Annotated in this window: 18 protein-coding genes and 1 pseudogene; 1 reads left to right on the top strand and 18 read right to left on the bottom strand. The window is 46.2% G+C overall.

What is annotated here, in order from left to right; translation table 11 throughout:
* Positions 1-43: 43 nt before the first annotated feature.
* The 8 genes and pseudogenes from K401_RS0117440 to K401_RS0117405 all read right to left on the bottom strand — a co-directional run bounded on the left by K401_RS0117440 (position 44) and on the right by K401_RS0117405 (position 10,124).
* Positions 44-1,345, bottom strand: a complete 1,302-nt coding sequence (locus tag K401_RS0117440) for a DUF1576 domain-containing protein (RefSeq protein ID WP_024294157.1) — start codon at positions 1,343-1,345, stop codon at positions 44-46.
* 110 nt (positions 1,346-1,455) lie between these two features.
* Positions 1,456-4,059 carry a cation-translocating P-type ATPase gene (locus K401_RS0117435; RefSeq protein ID WP_024294156.1) on the bottom strand — a complete coding sequence of 868 codons (2,604 nt, stop codon included), beginning with the start codon at positions 4,057-4,059 and terminating at the stop codon, positions 1,456-1,458.
* A 366-nt stretch (positions 4,060-4,425) separates the two neighbouring features.
* Positions 4,426-5,442, bottom strand: a complete 1,017-nt coding sequence (locus K401_RS0117430) for a zinc-dependent alcohol dehydrogenase (RefSeq protein WP_024294155.1) — start codon at positions 5,440-5,442, stop codon at positions 4,426-4,428.
* A 264-nt stretch (positions 5,443-5,706) separates the two neighbouring features.
* A pseudogene (locus K401_RS0117425) lies at positions 5,707-6,195 on the bottom strand (ABC transporter ATP-binding protein); the annotation flags it as partial.
* Entirely contained in the window at positions 6,188-7,003 is an 816-nt protein-coding gene (locus K401_RS0117420; protein ID WP_024294153.1) for an ABC transporter ATP-binding protein, read from the bottom strand. The gene K401_RS0117420 and the pseudogene K401_RS0117425, both read right to left, overlap by 8 nt.
* Positions 6,993-7,964, bottom strand: a complete 972-nt coding sequence (locus K401_RS0117415; protein WP_024294152.1) for a branched-chain amino acid ABC transporter permease — start codon at positions 7,962-7,964, stop codon at positions 6,993-6,995. Before K401_RS0117415 ends, K401_RS0117420 begins: the two co-directional genes overlap by 11 nt.
* A gap of 11 nt (positions 7,965-7,975) precedes the next feature.
* Positions 7,976-8,842 carry a branched-chain amino acid ABC transporter permease gene (locus K401_RS0117410; protein ID WP_024294151.1) on the bottom strand — a complete coding sequence of 289 codons (867 nt, stop codon included), beginning with the start codon at positions 8,840-8,842 and terminating at the stop codon, positions 7,976-7,978.
* 70 nt (positions 8,843-8,912) lie between these two features.
* Positions 8,913-10,124 carry an ABC transporter substrate-binding protein gene (locus K401_RS0117405; RefSeq protein WP_024294150.1) on the bottom strand — a complete coding sequence of 404 codons (1,212 nt, stop codon included), beginning with the start codon at positions 10,122-10,124 and terminating at the stop codon, positions 8,913-8,915.
* A 389-nt stretch (positions 10,125-10,513) separates the two neighbouring features.
* On the opposite strand from K401_RS0117405, the gene K401_RS0117400 reads away from it, so the two are divergent.
* Positions 10,514-11,200 (top strand): GntR family transcriptional regulator, encoded by a 687-nt coding sequence (locus tag K401_RS0117400; protein ID WP_024294149.1) that lies wholly within the window; start codon positions 10,514-10,516, stop codon positions 11,198-11,200.
* Positions 11,201-11,282: 82 nt separating this feature from the next.
* Here the strand turns inward: K401_RS0117400 and K401_RS0117395 are convergent, their stop codons facing one another.
* From K401_RS0117395 to K401_RS0117350, 10 genes are all read right to left on the bottom strand, one after another.
* A complete protein-coding gene (locus K401_RS0117395) occupies positions 11,283-11,672 on the bottom strand; it encodes a DUF1667 domain-containing protein (protein WP_024294148.1) in 390 nt (129 codons plus the stop codon).
* Positions 11,666-12,928 carry an NAD(P)/FAD-dependent oxidoreductase gene (locus tag K401_RS0117390; RefSeq protein ID WP_051464056.1) on the bottom strand — a complete coding sequence of 421 codons (1,263 nt, stop codon included), beginning with the start codon at positions 12,926-12,928 and terminating at the stop codon, positions 11,666-11,668. Before K401_RS0117390 ends, K401_RS0117395 begins: the two co-directional genes overlap by 7 nt.
* A complete protein-coding gene (locus K401_RS0117385) occupies positions 12,913-14,391 on the bottom strand; it encodes an NAD(P)/FAD-dependent oxidoreductase (RefSeq protein WP_024294146.1) in 1,479 nt (492 codons plus the stop codon). Before K401_RS0117385 ends, K401_RS0117390 begins: the two co-directional genes overlap by 16 nt.
* 191 nt (positions 14,392-14,582) lie before the next feature.
* Positions 14,583-15,257 carry a FadR/GntR family transcriptional regulator gene (locus K401_RS0117380; RefSeq protein ID WP_024294145.1) on the bottom strand — a complete coding sequence of 225 codons (675 nt, stop codon included), beginning with the start codon at positions 15,255-15,257 and terminating at the stop codon, positions 14,583-14,585.
* Positions 15,258-15,340: 83 nt separating this feature from the next.
* Positions 15,341-17,470, bottom strand: a complete 2,130-nt coding sequence (locus K401_RS0117375; protein ID WP_024294144.1) for a polyribonucleotide nucleotidyltransferase — start codon at positions 17,468-17,470, stop codon at positions 15,341-15,343.
* A 352-nt stretch (positions 17,471-17,822) separates the two neighbouring features.
* Positions 17,823-18,089: a 30S ribosomal protein S15 gene (gene rpsO, locus K401_RS0117370; protein WP_024294143.1), complete on the bottom strand. Its 267-nt coding sequence runs from the start codon at positions 18,087-18,089 to the stop codon at positions 17,823-17,825.
* Between the two features lie 273 nt (positions 18,090-18,362).
* Positions 18,363-20,249: a sigma 54-interacting transcriptional regulator gene (locus tag K401_RS0117365; RefSeq protein WP_024294142.1), complete on the bottom strand. Its 1,887-nt coding sequence runs from the start codon at positions 20,247-20,249 to the stop codon at positions 18,363-18,365.
* A gap of 119 nt (positions 20,250-20,368) precedes the next feature.
* The gene (locus K401_RS0117360; protein WP_024294141.1) at positions 20,369-21,328 is read right to left on the bottom strand and encodes a D-2-hydroxyacid dehydrogenase; all 960 of its coding nucleotides are present in this window, start codon (positions 21,326-21,328) and stop codon (positions 20,369-20,371) included.
* A 17-nt stretch (positions 21,329-21,345) separates the two neighbouring features.
* The gene (locus K401_RS0117355) at positions 21,346-22,248 is read right to left on the bottom strand and encodes a sugar phosphate isomerase/epimerase family protein (protein ID WP_024294140.1); all 903 of its coding nucleotides are present in this window, start codon (positions 22,246-22,248) and stop codon (positions 21,346-21,348) included.
* A 63-nt stretch (positions 22,249-22,311) separates the two neighbouring features.
* A complete protein-coding gene (locus K401_RS0117350) occupies positions 22,312-23,223 on the bottom strand; it encodes a sugar phosphate isomerase/epimerase family protein (protein ID WP_024294139.1) in 912 nt (303 codons plus the stop codon).
* Between the last annotated feature and the right edge of the window lie 6 nt (positions 23,224-23,229).

The following is a 23,229-nucleotide window of genomic DNA, read 5'->3' as shown; positions in this document are numbered from 1 at the left end:
TTCTTAAGTATTATTCTGTTCCGGCTTCCGTTTCCCATAAAAACTATAAGGAATCATGAACATGTGCATGTGCCTTTCTGTCCCGGATGGACTGGAGTACCGGCACCAGGAAGGTGGCTATGAGGCCTCCTGCAAAGCCATTGTTATAAAGGTTCATACCGCCGTAAACAATGCCTACATTAAGCGCTGCGGCAGAATGAAGAAATCCGGCTATAATCCCCGCAACAACACCGAACTCACCGGCAATGGGCGCAAGGGTGGTAGACAATAAAAGTGCCAGAAGGGCACTGGGATCCGTAATGCTCCAGTTCTGGACCAAGCCTCCCAGAATTACTCCCATCATAATGGGGAAAATGTTTCGGATATGCTTTCCCGTTGCGCTGAAGCCTACAATGGTGAATATTCCTCCAATAGTCGGTCCGTTTAAAGCTCCTCCTATCATGACAAGGATAAGGGTTGACATGACACCGTTAATCCCCATATTAAGAAGAGTAGGTGCAAATCCTTCGCTTTTTACATAATCCGTCCCGCTGAGGCCGTATGTTTTTAGTATGTCCAGATAACGCCTTCCAACATTCTCTGACAGCAGAAATGCAAAAATTATCATGCCAAAGAACAAAAACAGAAGCAGCTTTGCAAAAAGCTCATTGTTTCCCTCAGACCAGATGAGCCTTGCCTCTATATTAATTCCAAAGGACTTCATCAGGGAGACAATAACAACAGCAATGATTCCAGCGGAAAAACCCACATTATAAAGAGAATATCCCTTGTGGGCGTAATGCGTATGTGTGGATAAGGGCGGAAGCACAAATCCAATGGCCAATCCGACAAGAATGCTTAAAATCAGCCTGGAAGCCAGATGCAGATTACCGATCTGCATGATCTGAGTAATGATCGGTGACAAAGAAGTCCCGTAAAAGCCAACATAGATATAACGTGTTATGGAAGTTTTGTGATAATAAGAATACAGGCAAATCCCCATCATAATAGCCCATATATTCATGATATTTTTCCCGAAAAGGGAAAAACCAAACATGAGAAAGCATGAGGTTATAGTATGGCCGCTCATCTCCATACCAAGAAAATACACAATTGCAATACTTAATAAGGTCAATACACCCGCATTAACAAATGCAGCTCCTACTCCGCCAATAGCAAAATAATCCGTAATCAGGAAATCCGGTTCCCTGACAATCGTAATAATACCCCTCCAAATTCCATCAAACGGCTGCAGAAAGAAGCCTGCAACAATAAAATAAATCGGCACCAGGGCAAGAATCTGAAATTTCGTCCGCCTGGACAGCGGTCCGCAATTTCTTACTTTAAATGAAGGTTGTCCTGTCATGTGTCGTCCTTTCTCCCATATTAAATTTTTAATTACTGAAGTATTTTATCATTTTTAAAAAAGAGGTTCAACACTTTTTTTCGGTTGAACCTCTTTTTTTTTTGATGCAATTATTTCCTGTTTTCTTTTATGACCTTTGTAAGCTGTATGATTGCGGTCGGGATAACCGCAAGTCCGTATACCATGCCGATCTGGCCCCCGGTAAGAGGAGTTACGGAAAACAGCTTTTCAAGAACAGGTACAAACATGACAAGGCTTAATAAGGAAACGCCTGCCAGGAATGCTCCCAGGCTGTACCAGTTGGTTGCAAAGCCCAGCCGGAAAATAGAATGGCGGCTTCTGCAGTTAAATCCATGGAACAGACGGGAAAGGGTCAAGGTACAAAAAGCCATGGTGCTTGCTGTGGCAGCACTGCCCTGTCTTAAGCCTATATGGAAAGCAGTCATGGTACATGCGGCAATCAGTCCGCCCTGAACCAGTATCTTAAGTAAAAACTCTTTCGTCAGGATCCCTTCTTTTGGATCTCTTGGCTTCCGGTTCAGAAGGCCATGCTCCGCAGGCTCCATACCAATAGCAATAGCCGGAAGGGAATCAGTAAGCAGGTTAATGAATAACAGATGAACCGGGGCAAAGGGAACGGGAAGGGCCATAATGGAGGTGTAAAGGACGGAAAGGATTCCTGCCGTGTTGCCTGAGAGCAAAAACTGGATGGCATTTTTTATATTCCGGTACACGTTACGTCCATTGGCAACCGCCTTTATAATGGTGGCGAAATTATCATCCGCCAGAATCATGGACGCGGCATCCTTGGAAACCTCTGTTCCCGTGATTCCCATGGCAACTCCAATGTCGGCCTTCTTTAAGGCAGGCGCATCGTTGACTCCGTCTCCTGTCATTGAAACAACATTTCCCCGCCGCTGCCATGCGTCCACAATACGGATCTTGTTTTCCGGTGACACCCTGGCATATACGGAAGTCTTTGCTATATTTGAGTCCAGTTCTTCATCGGTCATGGCGTCTAATTCCGCGCCGGTTACCGCCATATCTCCATGTTCAAAAATTCCGATCTGCTTTGCTATGGCAGTTGCAGTGATCTTATGGTCTCCGGTGATCATAACCGGCCGGATTCCTGCCATTTTGGCATCGGCTACGGCCTCCTTTGACTCTTCTCTAGGCGGGTCCACCATGGAAATAAGCCCAAGGAAGATAAAGCCGTTTTCTGAGTTTAAGGAAAGCACGTGGTCCTCTTCCACTTCCTTGTAGGCAAAGGCAAGCACCCGGAGTCCATTTTCTGAAAATCTCATATTCTGATCTAGGATATCCTCCCGGTCCTTTTCCGTCAGCTCCTTAATTCCCTCTGAAGTACGGATGTGGGTGGTCCGGTACAGCAATACATCCACCGCGCCCTTTGTCAGTACGGTAGGAATTCCATGGAGCTGGTATTTGGTACTCATCAGCTTCCGGTCAGAATCAAAGGGAAGCTCTTCCAGACGATGCATCATTTCCCTGATGAGATCATGGCTTAAACTGATTTTCCCTGCCATTTCAAGGAGGGCAAACTCCGTAGGATCTCCGATCCCCTTTCCCTCCACAATGGAGGAATCATTGGTTAAGAGTGCATCATAAAGAATATACCGGTGAAGCTGATTGCGAAGGTCTAATTCATCCGGCTGACAGACTTTTCCATCCACATAGATTTCCTGTACGGTCATCTTATTCTGGGTCAGTGTACCGGTCTTATCGGAACAGATGACAGAAACGCAGCCAAGGCTTTCTACTGCCTTTAATTCCTTGATAATGGCATTTTCCCTGGCCATACGCTGGGTTCCCATTGCCTGTACAATGGTTACGATGGAGCTTAAAGCCTCCGGAATGGCAGCAACTGCAAGTGCCACCGCAAACATCAGGGAATCCAAAAGAGGCATTTTACGGTAAATGCTTATCAGGAATACCAGGGCGCAGATCACCATGATGACCATGGCAAGGCGGCTGGAAAACTGGTCCAGGCTGATCTGTAAAGGCGTTTTCTTCTCTTTTGTGGCATTCATTAAGCTGGCGATCTTTCCGATTTCCGTATCCATTCCGGTTCCGGTGACAGCCACAACCGCCCTGCCGTAAGTAACAAGGCTTCCGGAATAAACCATATTGGTCCGGTCAGCCAGGGGCGCTTCCATGTCAAGAGTCCCTTCTTCCTTGTCCACATTGGTGGATTCGCCGGTCAGGGAGCTTTCATTGACCTGTAAGGAATAATTATTAAGTATCCTTCCGTCAGCCACCACCATATCTCCGGCTTCCAGAAGAAGGATATCTCCCGGAACCACGCCTTTTGAGGGAATCTCGATCTTTTGACCGCTGCGGACCACCTTGGCCGTTGGCGATGATAAAGATTTTAAGCTTGCCAGGGACTTTTGTGCTTTTTCATGCTGCACCGTTCCAAGAATTGCATTTAATACAATGACCGCCACGATGACGATGGTGCTTTCCACATTTCCCGAAAGCATGGAAATGACAGCGGCTGCGATCAGAATGACCACCAGCAGATCCTTAAACTGCTCGGCAAATACCTGAAGGGTGCTTTTTTTCTTCCCTTCCTCCAGGACATTTTCCCCTTTGCTGGCAAGAAGTCCGGCAGCTTCCTCTGTGCTCAAGCCTTCCTTTGATGTACGAAGCTCTTCTAATACTTCCTCTTCTGTTTTCTGATACCAGTCTTTCAAACTTTCCTCCATTCTGCCATCCCAATGGGACAGCCTGCATCAACAAGTACTGTTATGACCGCTTGATTTATTATTGCCCTAAAAGGGAAAAGAAAAAGACTTTCAATGCATTTATTCTGGACAATATCAAATGTTCAGAATAAATACATTAAAAGTCTGGTAACCATTGTCTGGCATGCACCACCAGGCTGCCCTCTGGCAGTCAGGATGTTGATGATGCATTAAAACTACTCCCTTTTAATGAAGCATATTCAATTATAAATCAGTGACTTTATGTCTTCGATCCAGACAATTATACGTTCTAATGATACATTTGTCAACAATCATTTATCATAATTCTTTATAACCATCTTTCACGGCCATTTGCTACAGTATTACATTTACCTTCATGTAATTTCCGGAATTCCTTTCAATATCAGCGATCATTGCCGGAGCTTCTTCCATTGAAACAGTCCTGGTCAGTATCTTTCTCACATCCACCCTGCCCCTGTGGATCAGCTCAATGGCTTCTTCAAACTCATTGGCACTGGTGCGGGCTCCCCGGATATCAATTTCCTTTCTTGTGATCAGATCGGTGGGAAGAGGAGTCTCCTTTTTCGGCCAGCCCGTAAGGGTAACACGGCCTGCATTTGCCGCAATATCCAGGGCAGAACGAACTGCCGGATTCGCGCCGGAGCACTCCATGACAAGCTCTGCCATGCGCCCTTTTGTAAATTCCTCCACTCTCTCTGTCAGGCTCTCTTCTGCTGAGTGAATGGTATACTTTACTCCCAGACTCCTTGCAAAAGAAAGGCGCTCCTCCACAACGTCAATGACAATAGGCTCAGCTCCATAAGCAAGAGCCGACATGGCTGCCAGAAGACCTATGGGACCTGCCCCTATCACAGCCGCATGTTCTCCTTTTTTTAATCCGCCCCTGTGAATGCCGTGAAGGGCAATGGTCAGAGGCTCCGCCATGGGTGCGATGTCCCATGGCATATCCTCCGGAAGCTTCCACAGCATATCTGCGGGATGTACCATATAATCGGACATTCCTCCCTCCACATGGACGCCGAGAACCTTTAAACCGGTACAGCAGTTGGTGCGCCCGATGGAACAGGGGTAGCAGTTTCCGCAAAAAAGATAGGGATCCACAATTACATGGTCTCCTGCCTTGATTCCTCTCTTGTTCTCCGATGGAATGGATACGACTTCCCCCACCACCTCATGGCCGATAATCCTTGGATAGGATACCAGCGGATTGGTTCCCCGGAAAGCTCCTATATCACTTCCGCAAATACCGGCAGACCGCACTTTAATCAGAGCCTGCCCTTCCTTTGGTTCCGGTTTTTCAATATCAATACATGAAACGTTCCATGGTTCTTTTAAATAGATCGCACGCATGTTTCTTTTACCTCCATAGCTTATGCCGGCAGCAGCCAGTTATCAGCCTCCCAGATAGGCTTTTTTGATTTCATCAGAATCCATCAGCATTTTACTTTCTCCTCCGGCAACCAGGTTTCCCACCTCCAGGACATAGGTTCTGTCGGATATGGACATAGCCATAAATGCATTCTGTTCTACAATTACAATGGGTATGTTTCTCACCTTATTCACGCGGACAATAACGTCAAACATATCATCAACAATTACCGGTGCAAGGCCAAGACTGGGCTCATCCAACATCAAAAGCTCTGGATCAGACATAAGCCCTCTTGCAATGGCCAGCATCTGCTGTTCGCCTCCTGACAGGGAACCTGCTTTCTGCTTTGCCCGTTCCTTTAACCTTGGAAAGATATCGTACTGTTCTTCCAGATGCCGTTCCATTTCCGCCTTTGACATTTTTTTGGAATAGGCACCCATTTCCAGATTCTCCTGAACCGTCATATTGGGGAAAATTTCCCGGCCCTCCGGTACATAGACGATTTTTTTATTAACCACCTTATGGGTAGGGAGACCGCTTATGACCTGGCCATTGTATTCAATGGTGCCGTTTCTCGGCTTATTGATTCCCATAATGGACTTCATAAGAGTAGTCTTTCCCGCCCCGTTGGCTCCGATGATGGATACGATTTCCTTATCTCCAACCTCAATGGATACGTCAAACAGAGCCTGTACCTTGCCATAATATACGTCGATCCCATTTACCTTAAGCATTCCCGGCCCCCCTTGCCATATTCTGTTTATACCGGTCGCCTAAATATGCCTTTATTACCACCGGATCCTGCTGTATTTCTTCCGGTGTGCCTTCGGCAATCTTAGCTCCAAAGTTAATGACAGTTATGTAGTTGCTGATGTTCATGATCACATCCATATTATGCTCGATGAGAAAAATATCAATGCCGGAATCAAACACCTTCAGCATGATATTCACAAACTCCACACGCTCGGAAGGATTTAATCCTGCGGCAGGTTCATCCAGAAACAGCAGTTTCGGGTCCGACATAAGAGATCTGGCAAGCTCTGTAAGCTTCTGCTTTCCATAAGGCATATTGGACGGATATTCTTTTGCCAGATCCTTTAATCCAATAAACTCCAGGATCTGATCCGCCTTTTCGCTCATGAGCTTTTCTTCCCTGTAAGCTCCCTTAATGTCAAACAGAAAGGGAATAAAACCTTGCTTTTGGTCTGTCATATTTCCCATCATCAGGTTTTCCTTCACAGTCATGGAACGGTATAATTTTAAATTCTGGAACGTCCGGCTGCAGCTGGTCCGGGCAATCTGATGGGCGCTCATGCCGCTTATCTTCGTTTCCTCATGGTAGATTTCCCCCTCTGTTAAGGGAAGAAGACCGGTTATCATATTTATGGCTGTTGACTTTCCTGCTCCATTTGGACCGATCAAAGCATGAATGGTACGTTCCTTCATATCCAGAGTCAGATCATTTACCGCAACCAGTCCGGAAAAGCGCTTTGTTACATGATTCAGAGTTAAAATGGATTTTCCTTCTCTCTTATCTGCCATTTACCCGCTCTCCTTTCCCTGCTCTTTCCGTTCTCTTCTTTCCTCTGAATAACGAAACGATTCCATTTGGCATAAAGATGACAAACAGCAGCGTGATGATGGAAAATACCAGCCAGTAGTAATTTTCCATGAATCTTAAAAATTCCGGTACAAGAGTCACCAGGATTGCACCCAGAACATTGCCCGGCACAGAACCGATTCCTCCGATGACCAGCATGACAACGTAGTTGATAGAATATTCCAGGTTATATGCACTTGGATTGATGAATCCAATGTAGTGGGCATAAAGACTGCCCGCAACAGTGGCGTAGATGGCAGCAAGAGTAAATGCCAGGATTTTAATGGACGCAATGTTGACGCCTCCTGCTTCCACAGCATCAGGATTATCCTTAACTGCCAGGAACGCGCGTCCCCATTTGGAATTGACGATCCTGTATGCGTTGAAGATAAGAATCACTGCTATGATGAGGTAGAGATAATAAATCTCTTTATTTGTCTGAAATTTGTGTCCCAGGATGGAAAAGGCCGGAATTCCCGTTACCCCCAATGCGCCTCCGGTCAGACCTGTTAAATTGGTCATCAGGATGCGGACGATTTCCGAAAAGCCAATGGTAGTAAGGGCTAAGTATACTCCGGACACCCTTAAGGAAGGATAGCCCAGACCCATTCCGATTAAAACTCCCATGCCGATGGCCGCTGTCAGGCAGATCCATGGATTGATCCCAAGCCTCGTAGCCAGCAGGGAAGACGTATATGCTCCCATGGAGAAGATACCGGCTGTTCCCAGATTCATCTGACCGGTAAGACCGGTTATGAAATTAAGGCCCACAACGATGATGATATTGATCAGCACCTGGATCATCAGATTCAGATGATAGTTATTGGAAATAAACATGGGCAGAACTGCCGCCAGAACAATTGCAGCCACTGCAATCAATGATGCCGATTTATTGATTTTCATAGCGTTCCTCCTTAACGTTTATTTCCCAGGATCCCTGATGGTTTAATCAGCAGGAATATAATCAACAGTACAAATGACAGGCAGTCTTTATAAACAGACGGAATCAGCATGCTTCCAAAAATTTCGACCACACCCAGAAGAATACCGCCTGCAATGGCTCCGGGAAGGTAACCAAAACCGCCGATGACGCCGGAGGCAAATCCTTTTAAGCCGATCATGGAGGACATCTGCAGCTCCACATTGAATATGGGAATTACCAGAATTCCGATGGTGGCACAGATAATTGCTGATAAACCAACGGTAAAGGCGATGTTCATGGGCACATTGATCCCCATTAAGGAGGCCGCCGTCTTATTTTCCGATACACAGCGCATGGCTTTTCCGGTTTTGGTCGCTTTAAAGAAAACCTGCAAACTGGCGGTAATCAGGGAACAGACCACAATAATCACCAGATGGGATTTTGAGACAACCACGGAACCAAAGTGAATGGATCCTCTTAAAAAATTGTCCAGGGTAAAGGGAAGAGGGCCCCAGATCAGGCGGACCGACTCGATCATGATCCTGCCAAGAATCACGGTTCCGATTACAGCAAATAAATTGGTGGAAAGCCTGCTTAGGGGATTGAAAATTACAAATGCGCTGACAATACCAAGCAAAAACATGGTAAGGACAGTAAAAAGAATCGCCAATACCGGCGGAAACCCAAGACCCAGCACATAGGTACCGGCAAACATATAAGCTCCAAACAGGATAAACTTATCATGGCTGAAATTCAACAGTCCTGTTGCATTCCAGATAAGAGTGTACTCAATACCTACCAGAGCATAGATAAAACCCATAGCAACTCCGGTAATGAGCAGCTGTACAAATACTTGCATATGTAATGCCTCCTCATCATATACACCCGGCAGCTAAAAGCAGCCGGGTGCCGTTCATTCTCTTTCTATATCAGTTTAAAGACACCTGCTTGGATACAGACATATTCTTTTCCCCGTCAAACTCCAGAATATAAAGGTTGGTATTCATCTCCCCCTGCCCAGAGCAGTTAAGCTTGCCGAATACAGCATTAAAATCCTTTGTTTCGGAAAGAGCCTTGCGGATATCCTCCGGTTTATCGGAGCCGGCCCGTTCAATGGCATCGGCCGTTAAGTAGGCTGCAGTATAATACATGGCTGCATAACGTTCCACATCAGCTCCCCAGCGGGCCTTAAAATCATCCAGAAATTTCTTCATGGTCTCATTGGTCTGGTCTGCATAGAAATCAGTGGAAGCATAAGTCCCTTCCAACTGTTTTGCGTCGCATAAGTCATAAGTCTGGGACTGTGCCAGGGCATTTGGGCCAACGTGAGGCAGTTCTCCCATGCCCAGCTCGTCCAGCTGGCGCACGACCAAAGCCGCTTCCGCATCGTGGGAAAAGTCAAAAATCACATCCGGTCCCCAGCCCTTGATCTTGGAAAGCTGTGAAGTCAAGTCCTTATCCCCTGATGTAAAGCCTTCGGAATAATACTCAATTCCATTTGTTTCGCAATACTGCTTTGTGGCATTATCAGCTGCCACACCGTAATCATCCGTATCATAGAGCGCTCCTATCTTTTTGGCGCTGAATTGTTCCCTGGCAAACTCCACCATAGCCGGTCCAACCGATCCATCGGAAACGGATATGCGGAAAAAGTATGGATTCTGTGCGTCCAGAAGCTTTGGAGAGGTTGCCGCGCTGATGAATGGAACTCCTGCCTTCCGGTACAATTCCTGGGTTGCTGATGCCATAGGGGAAGTATGGGGGCCAATGGAAACCGAAACATTCTCTCCAAGAATCTTATTGACCGCATTCACTGCACCTGTGGGGGTTCCTGTGTCATCAACCAAAACCATTTCCAAAGGCCTGCCGCCCAGCACTCCTCCTTTTGCATTTATTTCTTCAAATGCCATGGTTACGGCCTGCTTCATGCGAAGCCCGCCTGCCGCCATAGGGCCTGTTACCATATTGGATACTCCAACCTTGATCGGAGTTCCGGTGGCAGTGGATTTAGCCCCTGCCTGAGTTTCTCCTGCCGCCGCTGCCTTCGTGGTTCCTGACGGACTGCTGCCGCAGGCAGCCAGGGATGAGACAGTCATACCGACCGCCATTGCCATGCATAAAACTTTTTTCATCCTTCTCATCTTGTAATCCTCCTCTTACACATTTTTATTTCATTTGAATGTGATCTAAAATATATTAATCAGTATGTAATATATTTTATTTGCATCAGTATACTACTCTCATATCTAAAAAGCAATAATAAATAATTTTTTAACAAAAACTTTGTATATTTTGTCTATTGTAACTATTTACATTTTATACACATCAACCATAGTATCTATTTTTTACGTAATTATCATCTATTTTTTTATTTATATTTATTATTTTCATCTATGGTAAAACCATTAACTATACAGTATACTATATCCGTTGTTGTATTTTCTTTTCAAGTAATATATTCATCTTGTGTTTATAGCACTCATATTTAGAGATTTTCCGAGACATTGCCACAATGCAAAGGAGCACTTAAATGACAAAAAACTTCACTCAAAACCCGGGAGAATCCGCTCGTGAATTTGCCCTGCGGTTTCTTCTGGACCAGATCATCAACCTGGAATTTGCACCAGGACAAAAAATCTCTGACATCGAGATTTCAAAGGAATTAAACATCAGCCGTACTCCGGTAAGAGAAGCCATTCTTTCATTGACCAACGGCCATCTGATCGAAAGCTACCCTCAAAAGGGGATTTTTATTTCTCTGATCGATTGTAATATTGTAGAACAGGTATGCACCATGAGAAGGATGATAGAGGGACCGCTGGCAGAAATGAGCTGCGATTTTATTACCCAGGAGCACCTGGACAATTTATATGACTATATAACCCTCCAAAAGGATTATGCATCCAATGGACCAAGAGAAAATTTCGAGAAATTTCTGGCTCTTGATATTGCTTTCCACAAAGAATTTTATGATATGTGCGGAATGAACTTTATCTATGATACCATGCAGACCATTATGCCTCACTTTGACCGTCAAAGAAAACTGAGTTACCAGATCAATGTATCGGACCGTGTCATCAATGATCATACCGCCATCTGCAAAGCCATTGAGGAAGGGGATAAAAAGAGGGCTTCCCAGGCCATGGTCCGCCATATATCCACAGCACTGGCAGATCAGCCTATGCTGAAGAAACAATTTCCTGACTATTTCATTTAGCAGATCCATACCATTTTTGTATCACAAGCAGCCGTAAGACAGAATTTGTTTTACGGCTGCCACCATGCCATCCGGTTTCCATTCATTCCGGCAGTTCGCCGGCCGGCACGGATTTTGTCACAATCACATCTGCATCATACCCAAGAATATTTTTCACCACAACCGTTCCGGCTGTTACAGGCGCAGTCAGACTGCACCTTTTTATCTCTTCCATGGCATCAAAAATCCTGCCTTTGGGGATGGGTTTTGTCAGGCGCACACTGGCTAAGGGCAGAATACCTCCTTTTACAAGAACTGAAGTTGCAATATTACGCCGGGGATCGGTCAGTTCCTGCCTTACATAAGTTTCCCCCCTGGGACAAAGAGCGCCGTCCATAGACCGTATCAGAATGTTTTTGCCTTCGTTTATTTCTATGTCCGCGGTTATTTCACATCCATTGGGGCAGATAATACAGGTAAATTCCTTCAGCATTCCACACACACCTCCAACTCTGAACCGGATACCAGCTTTTCATGAGAAATGCCAAAGCGGATCATTTCCGCAGGAATGGCTTTTTTCATCTTTTTTACGGCCACTTCCTTTCCTGCCTGGCGCACAACGATGCGGCAGTCCTTCATCGGTTTTTTTACCCTTAAGGACAGGATAAATTCTCTTGTCCCGCTGATCCGCTGAGGCACCGTATACGCGATATTGCAATCCGTTTTCACAGGGATGACAGCCGGATTGAGGCTGCCTTTTTTTATGTATTCGGCCACCGAATCAGCCAGGCTCTCCGCCTCCAAAGATACAAAATCAACCAGATCGTGTACATGAAGAACGTTTCCGGCTGAAAATATCCCGTCTGCCCTCGTCTGGAAATATTCGTCTACACAGGCCCCTCTGGTCCGTTCATCCAGGATGACTCCCGCATCTAAGGACAGCTCATTTTCCGGAATCAGGCCTACGGAAAGAATCAGCGTATCACACTGGTATTCCTTTTCCGTACCAGGAATGGGCATAAAATTCTCATCCACCTGGGAAGCAGTGACCCCCGTAAGCCTGGTATTTCCATGAATTGCGGTTATGCCATGACTTAAATACAAAGGAATGCCGTAATCGTTTAGGCACTGTTCAATATTTCGGGGCAGTCCGCTGGGGTAAGGCTGAATCTCAAATACTGCCTTCACATGGGCTCCCTCCAGGGTAAGGCGCCGGGCCATGATCATGCCGATATCGCCAGACCCCAGAATTACCGCTTCCCTGGCCGGCATGGTATTAAAAAGATTCATATAAGCCTGGGCAGCCCCTGCCGTAAATACGCCTGCAGGCCGTTCTCCCGGAATTCCGATGGCTCCTCTTGTGCGTTCCCGGCATCCCATGGTCAGAATCACCGCCTTTGCCTTCCATTGCATCATGCCTTCCCTGGAAGCTGCCGTCACCAGCCTGTCACGGGTCACTTCCAACACCGTTGTGTCGGTTATGTAAGGAATATGTAACTCCTCTATGGCATCTATGAAACGCTGGGCATATTCAGGCCCGCTTAAGGCGGTCTGAAAGCGGGTCAGGCCAAATCCGTCGTGAATGCATTGGCGCAGGATGCCTCCCAGCTGCTTTTCCCTCTCAAGGATCACCAAATTCCGGATTCCCTTATGGTAAAGTTCCGCTGCTGCCGCAAGTCCTGCAGGCCCTCCGCCTATAATCACCACATCTGCTGCCTTTGTTGGGATCTCCTTTAACTTTCCTTCCATGACTCCACCTCCTGCCGCACTTTTCCAAAGAACATGTAAGAACCCTTTCTGGCATATTGGATTTGATCTTCTTTCTTTCCAAGCTCCTGCTCCAGCATCTGTGCAATACGCATCTGACAGTAACCGCCCTGGCAGCGTCCCATCATGGAACGGGTCCTGTATTTGATCCCGGCCAGGGTATCCACTCCCAGCGGATTATAGATTGCCTGAAGGATTTCTGCTTTTGTCACCTTCTCACAGCGGCATATTACCTCCCCATAATCGGGATTTTCCAGAATTTTAAGGTTCTGCTCCTCTTTCGATAGCTCCGAAAACCGCTGGATTCCCCTTCGTATGGGATGAAAGGAGGTGTTGAGTTCCAGCTTTTCTCTCTCTGCCATAAGACCGACAGCATATCGGGCAATGGGGACAGCGGCAGTCAGGCCCGGAGATTCTATGCCTACCAGGTTTATGGCACGGGGCGCCACATCATCCTGTACCTCAATTTTAAAGTCCTGTATAACGCCATTCTCATCCACCCATTTAGGAAGGATCCCGGAATAATTGCGGATATAATCCCTCTTATTGATACAGGGCCACAAATCTGAAGCACTTTCTGCCAGATAATCCATATTTTCCTGTGGTACCCCATAATATGAAAAATTCTCAGTCATATCAGCATTTGGCCCCACGATAACATTGCCATCTGTTGTATTGGTCACATGGATCCCCATATAGGTGTTGCTGGGAACCGGATATACGGGCATGGGAAGCAAAGGACCGGTCCTTTTATCCAGAATGATATAATCTCCTTTGGAGCCTATGATTTTATAACCTTTGATTCCCAATAGCTCCGATATTTTTCCGCAGCCCAGGCCGGCGCTGTTCACCACCCAGCGGCTGAAAAATTTCCCGCCTGAGGTCGTAAGGACATAGTTGCTGTCCGAATCCTTCCCAATGGCCCTCACCTCACAGTCAAAGAAATAATCCACACCATTTTCCGAGGCATTCTCAGCCAGAGCAATGGTATAGCCAAAAGGATCCACAATCCCGCTGGCAGGAGAATACATGGCAAATTCCCCCACAACAGCAGGCACCAGTTCGTGAAGCCGCTCTTTGTCTATAAGTTCCAGTCCCTTTACTCCATTGGCTTCGCCCTGCTTTATGGTCTGTTTCAGCGCTTCCCGGTCATCAGGGGTATTTCCTACCAGCACCTTGCCGCAGCGGTGAAAGGGAAAATCCAGTTCTTCGGAAAGTCGTCCCATGTTTTGGCTGCCTTCCACGCAGAGCCTTGCCTTTAGAGAACCTGTGTCATATGCAAATCCTCCGTGAACCACTCCGGAATTACGTCCGCTGGTCTCGCAGCATACATCCAGGTTTTTTTCCAAAACACCTATTTTCAAGCTGTATCTGGACATTTCCCTTGCAATTGCACTTCCAATTACCCCGCCGCCGATAATGAGTACATCATATAATTGTTTCAATGTTTTTAACCTCCTGGAAAAAATGACGATTACCATGCATGTATTCGTCCCATGAATATTCTTATTATAATCATGCTTGGGGAAATAAGTCAAGAAAAATCGAGAAAAAGGTACATATTCATCCCATGAATATGTACCTTTTTCTCGATTTAAGTTTTCTCTTCCTGATTTAGGCCTGTGAATCAGTTTCTTTACCGGCCTTCTTCCTTATAACGGTTATCGTTATACATCAAATGGAAATTCATTGCCTGCTGTGCCTCCACCGGTTTCCGGTCCCTGATGGCTTCAAATATTCTGCGGTGTGACAGGAGTGTCTGCTCATACTCCGTCTCCCGGACTGAAACAGCAAAAATATGGACCCCATCCGTGATCACGGGTACCAGATTTGCCATGACCAGATTATGGCTGCAGTTGGCAATCTGGGCATGGAACTGGGAATCCTTCTCCGAATAATCCTCCCGGTTTTCTATCATTTCCTCCAGATCCAGAAGGATCTGCTCCAGACACCGGATATCCTCTTCCGTGGCGTTCTGGGCTGCCAGAGCTGCAATCGGAGGTTCCAGCATGACCCTGACCTGAATCAGATCCTCCGTCAGCTTTCTTCTGTCTTCTATCATGGTAAAACCCAGAGGATCATCGGCCACACCATTTTTATCTGAGAGAAAGGTTCCCGATCCCTGCCGGATGGTGACAATATTCCGGGACATCAGGATTCTCAACGCTTCACGGACCGTATTGCGCCCCACCTCCAGGACCTCAGACAACTCCACCTCAGTAGGCAGCTTGTCTCCTGGGACATACCCCTTTTCCTGTATCATCTGCAGCAGCTTTTGGGAGGCAACTTCTGCCAGTGTCTGTTTTTCCATGGTATTCCCCTTTCCTATGATAGAAAAAACAGACAGCAGATGGATATGAATCTGTCCGCTGTCTGCCTTATGGCATCATTATTTTATTCTGACACTTTTTCTTCTTTCTTATCTTCTGCCTTAGCAGCCAAATCTGCCGGCTTCATGCTTAAGTTGATTCTGCCCATCTTGTCAACTTCAATGACTTTAACAGTCACTTCATCGCCGATGTTGACCACATCTTCAACCTTTGCCACTCTCTTTTCAGACAGCTTGGAAATGTGGATCATTCCATCCTTGTTGGGAGCCAGCTCAACAAAGGCGCCAAAGTTCATGATCCTGACAACCTTTCCTGTGATGACCTGACCTGCTTCGATCTCTGTTACAATGCTCTTTATGATCTGGATCGCGCGGTCGATCATAGCCTGGTCGGTTCCGCATACAGATACACTTCCGTCATCAGAAATGTCGATCTTTACGCCGGTCTCTTCGATGATCTTATTGATCACCTTACCCTGCTTTCCTACCACATCGCCGATCTTCTGAGGATCAATGGAAATCTGATCGATCTTCGGAGCATACTTGCCAACTTCCTTACGCGGCTCTGCAATGGCTTTTGCCATAACCTCGTCAAGGATATAAAGTCTTGCTTCTCTGGTGGTTCGGATAGCTTCCTCAATGATCGGTCTTGTAAGGCCGTGGATCTTAATATCCATCTGGATGGCAGTTATACCCTTATGGGTTCCTCCCACCTTAAAGTCCATATCGCCGAAGAAATCTTCCAGTCCCTGAATATCGGTCAGAACGATATAATCGTCATCCGTATCTCCGGTAACCAGACCGCAGGAAATACCTGCAACAGCCGCTTTAATGGGAACACCTGCCGCCATTAAGGACATGGAGGAGGAACAGATGCTTGCCTGAGAGGTGGAACCATTGGACTCCATGGTCTCGGAAACGGTACGGATTGCATATGGGAATTCTTCTCCTGAAGGAAGTACGGGGATCAATGCCCTTTCTGCCAGCGCGCCATGACCGATCTCCCTGCGTCCCGGTCCTCTGGAAGGCCTTGTCTCTCCTACAGAGAAGGACGGGAAATTGTAGTGGTGCATATATCTCTTTGATGTTTCCATATCATCAATGCCGTCTAATCTCTGGCTTTCTGATAATGGAGCCAGGGTACAGATATTTAAAATCTGGGTCTGGCCGCGGGTGAACATGGCGGAACCATGCACTCTTGGAAGCATATCGATCTCTGCTGCCAGATGGCGGATCTGATTCATGGCACGGCCATCAGGACGCTTGTGGTCTTTTAAGATCATCTTGCGGACGGTCTTTTTCTGGTACTGGTAAATGGCTTCTCCTAATACGGACAGCCACTCTTCCTTTTCTGCAAAGGCTTCTTCCAGTTTCTGGGTGATCTTGCGGATGTTTTCTTCTCTTACCTGCTTTTCATCGGTAAATACGGCAACTTCCATCTCTTCCGGAGTGACAATTTCCTTAATGGCAGCAAATAACTCTTCCGGCACTGCGCAGCTGGTGTATTCATGCTTTGGCCTTCCGCATTCTGCTACGATGGTATCAATGAATTTGATGATTTCCTGGTTTACTTCATGAGCTTTGAAAATGGCCTCGATCATCTTATCTTCCGGAACCTCATTGGCTCCTGCCTCGATCATGATGACTTTTTCTCTTGTGGAAGCCACCGTAAGAGCCATATCAGATACCTGCTTCTGAGCCTGGGTCGGGTTTACCACAAGTTCTCCGTCTACAAGGCCGATCTGGGTGGAAGCACAGGGACCGTCAAAAGGAATATCGGAAATGCAGGTGGCAATGGCGGAGCCTAACATAGCCGTCAGCTCCGGGCTGCAGTCCTGGTCTACGGACATGACGATGTTGTCTAAGGTCACATCGTTACGGTAATCCTTTGGAAACAGGGGTCTCATGGGACGGTCAATGACACGGGAAGTTAAAATGGCGTTTTCAGACGCTTTTCCCTCTCTTTTGTTGAAGCCGCCGGGAATCTTTCCTACGGCGTATAATTTTTCTTCATATTCCACGCTCAGGGGGAAGAAGTCGATTCCCTCCCTTGGCTTATCAGAAGCAGTTGCAGTGGCTAATACTACGGTGTCACCATAGTGCATGAACGCTGCGCCGTTTGCCTGCTTTGCTACTCTGCCGACATCAACGGTCAATGTCCTGCCGGCCAGATCCATACTAAAACTCTTGTACATACTGGTATCTCCTTTAATTGGATTAATAATTTATATTAACAGTAGAAGACGCCGAAACTACTGATCTGCGCGCAAAAATGAGTTTGCTTATGCAGCCCGTCAGGGAGAATAAGCAGAATCTGCCGCAGGCAGAATCTGCCGCCGCAAACTCGGGACCTTTGGTCCCTCGTTCGCGGTGGCTCGCCAAAAGCCGGAAACAGGGGATGGATATGCGGGCATATCCTTCCCCTGTCTCCAACTTTTGGCTCTGCTTTTACGCGCACATCAGCGGTCTCGGGGAATGCTTCTACTTTTAATATTCTTTTCTTAATAGACAGATAGGGTGGAGAAGTTCTCCACCCTAAATGGTTTATTATTTTCTGATTCCCAACTTCTCGATTAAGGAACGATAGCCTTCTAAGTCTGTCTTCTTTAAGTAATCAAGAAGACCTCTTCTCTGTCCAACCATCATCAGAAGGCCTCTTCTGGAATGATGATCTTTTGGGTTCTTCTGAAGGTGATCAGTTAATTCTGTGATTCTCTCTGTCAGAATTGCGATCTGTACTTCCGGTGAACCTGTGTCGCCGGCCTTTCTGCCGAATTCAGCGATAATAGCTGCTTTCTTTTCCTTTGAAATCATGTTGATTTCCTCCTTTAGTCTTTAAGTCTCACCTCATACCAAGCATTGGCTGGAGTATCCGAAATACCGGGTATCGGCGCGTATTTGTACTGATACAGTTTACCACAGGGAGAAGTGGTTGTCAATTATTTCTATTTGAGAGCAGGAACAAATTATAGTGGCAAAAACTCCCTCTATGCCTGTAATTTACCCATAAAAATGCCATTTTATACGTACCCTAAAGGCTTTGGCTTATCGGTTCTGACCATCGTCTTTCAATTCGTATTTTCCATTTCAACTGTTTTCTTCCTGTCTTTTTATCATTCTCCAGAGAGTTGTCCTGCTGACCCCCAGCTCTTCCGCCAGATCCTTTTTTTTCATTCTGGGCTGCAGGCCGCAGCATTGGTTAAATTCCGTACATTGGAGTATTGGGCTGAGCATATTCTCTTTTTTTTCTGCTTTTTTAAAGATTTTAAGCTGACTGATATCATTTTCCAGAATGATACCCGTATCATTCAGAACCGTTAATCGCTCGCAGATGTTGCGGAGCTGGCGGACATTTCCGGGCCATTCATATTCCGTCAGCAGCTTACCGGCTCCGGCGGAAATTCTGGGCGCCGATTTACCGATTTCACAGGCAAAGCGCAGCATGTAAAAATCGACCATGGTCATGATATCTTCTTTTCTTTCTCTGAGCGGGGGAATGATAATATCCAGCAGATTCAGCCGGTAATAAAGATCCGAACGGAAATTCCCTTCTTTGATTTGTTTTTCTATATCAATATTAGTCGCCGAAATCACCCTGACATCCACTGGAAGCACCCGGTCACTGCCGATCCTCCTTATTTCCTTTTCCTGCAGTACCCGAAGCAGCTTTGCCTGGAGTGCAAAAGGTATTTCTCCGATCTCGTCTAAAAATATGGTTCCCTTGTGGGCAAGTTCAAAAAGACCGATTTTTCCATTTCTGGAGGCACCGGAAAAGGCTCCCGATTCATATCCGAACAATTCGCTTTCCAGCAGGTTTTCAGGCAAAGCCGCACAATTTAATGCGACAAAGGGTTCATGACTCCTTTTGCTTGCCCTGTGGATGCTATGGGCAAAAAGCTCCTTCCCGGTTCCTGTTTCCCCTATGATCAGTACGTTGGAATCCACGCTGCTGTATCTTTTTGCCATGGATATGTTATCTTTGATTGCCCGGCTGTTTCCGATAATATCCTCAAAGGTATATTTGGAGGTCAATCCTTTTTCGCTTAGCCCCCGGCGTATTTTGGTTTCTGTTTCCATGATTTTCTGGGCATTCTGGGTAATGATCATGGTTCCGGCACTATGATTATCCACCATAATGGGTTTGTACTGAATAAAATAATTTTTTCCGTTTATCTTCATCAGCTCTGAAGTTTCTTTTTCTGACTCCATGGCCTGCTGCCACTTTAACTCTTTATGAATGACCTTCAGAGGATTGTTGATGTAATGGTCCTGGGTGGACAGCTGGTAGGCAATATAGGCCTGGTTGTTGATCGCAAGAATTCTCCCCGCTTCATTGACCGCTATGATGGCATCTTCACTGCTGTTTAGGATCATGCGCATCATATCGGCTTTGGCCCTTTCATTATTAATGGTTCTTGCTGCATTTACAGCTTCTAAAAGCGCCTGCTCAATTGCCATGTCTTTTGTTTCAATATGAATTCTCGGTATTCCGCTTTTGTCACACAGTCCGCAGATCGTTCCTGCTCCCACCACCACATCAATTCCTTTGATTTTCAGGTCTTTGATGGCCTGTTTGCAGCTTTCCTCATCCGAAATGTCGTAAAATTCGATCCCTGCACCACACAGCACCTCCAGATTCTTTACAGAGGCAAATTCCTGCTTCTGAAGGCATAGGGCGATCCTGTGCGGTGCGAAGGTTTCTTTGCATCTTACAAGAGCATCCACAATATCAAAGCTGGTTAAGCGAAGCTCTACGATATGCTTCTTTGGGAACAGCTTTTTCAACCTGTCATAAGTCATTCCCCTGGCCACCATAATTTCTGCGTCCTTGTTTTTGGAAAGAGAATCCGGCGTTCCAAAAACATGAATCAGCTCCATTCTGATGTCTTCTCCTTTGGGACTCAATTTTGAAACAGCCCTCTCAAATCGTTCTCTCATGTTATTACGGGGCATAAATATCAGAATTTTTACCATACGAACATCCATCCTTTGCAAAAAGCATCCAACAATTTTACTGATATTGTAACACAGTCAGATGCTCTTTTGCATTGAAATCATGAATACCCGGCTGGAAGTTATATCCTGGCCGGATTTTATTTATTTACTACATTCTGCGGGGTGCCTGCATGATATGCCCTTAAATTGTCCACCGCGATATCCATCAGTCTTTGTCTGGATTCTTTTGGCGCCCAGGCTATATGAGGGGTGATCAGGCAGTTTTTTGCACTTAGCAGCGGATTATCCATTTTAATCGGCTCGGTGGATACTACATCCACCGCAGCTCCGGCCACCTTTCCGCAGTTTAATGCATCACGTAAATCCTCCTCCACAATCAGCGGCCCTCTGGAATCATTTATAATTATGACTCCATCTTTCATCTTTGCAATGTTTTCTTTGTTTATAATCCCTTCTGTGGAAGGAAACAGCGGACAATGAAGCGCAATGACATCAGAATCCGCCAGAACTTCATCCAGTGATGCATAGCGGCACGTCTCTGCTTCCAGTGCCCTATTCTGATATTCGTCAAATGCAAGTACCTTCATTCCCAGAGCCTGGGCTATTTTTGCGGTTCTCTGCCCGATTCTTCCAAATCCAATAATACCCATTGTTTTTCCGGCAAGCTCAATGAGCGGATGGTTCCAGAAACACCAGTCCTGATTATTGGTCCAATCCCCTCTTTTCACGCATTGGGAATGCTCCCCAATGTGATGGCACAGCTCCAGCAAAAGTGCAATGGTATACTGGGCAACTGCATCCGTCCCATAAGTGGGAATATTGGAAACAGGGATTCCTGCCTCCCTTGCAGCTCCAACATCCACCACATTGTATCCGGTAGCCAGCACCCCGATAAACTTAAGGTTAGGGCAGGACGCAATGGTCTCTTTTGTAATGGGTGTTTTATTGGTATAAACTACTTCTGCATCGCCGATTCGTTCCACGATCTCAGAAGCAGGAGTCCTGTCGTATACGGTCAAACTTCCAAATTCCTCAAATCCTTCCCATGATAAATCTCCAGGATTTTCTGTGTATCCATCCAAAATCACTATTTTCATCTTTCCAGCCTCCCTTATCAATCTTCTACCAGCGCCCAGGCCCGGTTAATGACACGTTTTGTATTGGCCAGGATAATATCCCCGTCTTCCTCTCCCCACGGCTTAACTTCCAGGGAAAGAACGTATGGATTTTCCTTTTGAAAAAAACCTTCCTCCTTTAAAACAGTAAAGAAATCCCTTAATTCTTCCACATCATTGGCACTGTCCGGATATCCGAATCTGGGATGCTGGTCTCCATAGGCCTCACAGCCCTTCTTTACTACTGCATTGCCAATATGGAAATGGGTAATATAAGGGCGAAGGGTCTGTACGGCAAATTTACTGGTTTCATACGTTGTTGGAAAATGGGAAAGATCCACCAGAAGGCCGAAGTTGTGATTGGTCATGCGCATATCCGCCGCAAATCTGGCTGCATAAGGAGCCGGACCGATCAATGCTGCTTTATCCATATCATAATCAAATACTTCCAGTTCGATCATCATTCCTTTGCCTGCCGCATAATTGCAAAGATTTCTGGTTGTTTTTAAAAGCTGTGCATATGCCTGCTCCTTTGTTTCCTCCTCCCATTTTCCTGCCAGAAACGCGACTCCCTTTGCTCCCATGTATTCCGCTTCATCCACCGCCTCCATCAGCGTTGCTTCCGCCTTCATTCTTCCCTCTTCATTAATGTCATTGGGATTCAGTTTCGGTCCAAGCAGTCTTGGCTGAGCCCCATAGCAGACCTTTAGATGAGACTGCTCCAGCATGCTTTTTACTTTGACTCTTGTTGCGTCGTCTTTTATTTGCGTAATTTCAAATGCACTGAAATATTCGTCACATGCAATGGTCTTTACAGAATCCACTATATTATAGGAAACCGGTGGATGAGTCATCCACTGTATGGTTCCTATCTGAAAATATTTCTGAATTGGGTCTTTCATCTTTTTTTACCTCCATCTCTTCCCCGCCATGGGGTATGTTCCTGTCCTGTTTTCTGAAACTGATTATATCATATCCCATGCTAGATTCAGAGTCCTTTTTGCATTTGCGATCACCACTTCACTGTCTTCCTCTTTCCACGGTTTCACTTCAAAGCTTACAATCGGCCTGCTCTGTTTGCTTAAAAAACCGATCTCCAGTAAGACCTTTAAGTAATGGGCCAGTTCCTTCACATCATTTTCGCTGTCCGGGAAACCGAACCTTGGGTGCTGATCTCCATAGGCCGGTAAGGAAGGCTTTCGGATCACGGTATTTCCCATATGGGCATGCTTAATATAGGGTGCAACAGGCATCAGATTCTCTTCAAACGTTTCGTGAAGCATGGGGATATGGCTGCAATCCACCAGAAGACCAAAATTATCAAATTCTGAGGTCATGATCTCTGCATACTCTTTTACAAGCTTAACCGGTCCCATCAGGGATCTCTTATCAATGTCATAGTCAAATACTTCCAGAGTGACCGGCATATCTCCCTTTGCCTTTGCATAGCGGCAAAGCTCTCCGGAACTCTTTAAAAGAGCTTCCAGGGACTGCCTCCTGGTGGCTTTCTCGTAATTCCCGGCAAGGAAGGAAAAACCTGCAGCCCCCATTTCGTAAGCCTCATCAATTCCTTCCTTTAAGGAAGCAAGTGCCGCAAGCCTCTTTTCCTCATCCAGATGGTTGATGTTTCCGCCGGTAGTCAGCATCCTTGGCTGTCCTCCGTAAGCAACTTCCATATGGCCGCACCGAATCATATCAGCCGCCTGCTTTCTTACCTCCTGATCCCGGATCCAGGTCACTTCCACTGCCTCAAAATACTCATCGGTCACAATCTTTTTCAAACATTCCAGTATGGGGCCTTCTCCGGAAGCCAACCCACGGAAAGCCATATGTAAAATGATACCGACCTTCATATATTTTCTCATCGATTCATTCATTCCCCA

The sequence above is a fragment of the Lacrimispora indolis DSM 755 genome, assembly GCF_000526995.1.
In the GTDB taxonomy this organism is placed as follows: Bacteria; Bacillota; Clostridia; order Lachnospirales; family Lachnospiraceae; genus Lacrimispora; species Lacrimispora indolis.
Note: the sequence above shows the minus strand (reverse complement) of the source record. Positions and strands in the feature narration are given on the sequence as shown.